Origin of the sequence: Natrialba sp. PRR66 (assembly GCF_034808065.1) — an archaeon.
In the GTDB taxonomy this organism is placed as follows: Archaea; Halobacteriota; Halobacteria; order Halobacteriales; family Natrialbaceae; genus Natrialba; species Natrialba aegyptia.
The window spans coordinates 1-262 of the sequence record NZ_JAXHGN010000151.1 but is presented as its reverse complement, the minus strand read 5'-3'; the positions used below and the strand labels follow the sequence as shown (position 1 = coordinate 262).

1 protein-coding gene is annotated in these 262 nt (G+C 47.7%); it reads left to right on the top strand.

Annotated elements, in window-relative coordinates; genetic code table 11:
• Positions 1-37: 37 nt before the first annotated feature.
• A partial coding sequence (locus SM755_RS23815) for a carbonic anhydrase (RefSeq protein ID WP_323174860.1) occupies positions 38-262 on the top strand: 225 nt, incomplete at its 3' end.

The window sequence follows — 262 nt, the reverse complement described above, 5'->3', positions numbered from 1 at the left end:
AGAACATGATCCGTTCAGGGAGTTGAAAGCAAGGTTCATGGACTTCAAACAGCGATATGTGGAAAGTTTTTCTAATTACAAAAGTCTTGCTGAGCAGCAAACACCAAAGTTCATGGTGGTCGCTTGTGCCGACTCCAGGGTCTGCCCTTCCAGTATTTTGGGGTTTCAGCCTGGGGAAGCATTCACAGTCCGTAATGTGGCAAATTTGGTGCCACCTTTTGAGCATGGAACTTCGGAGATCAGCGCAGCACTAGAGTTTGCC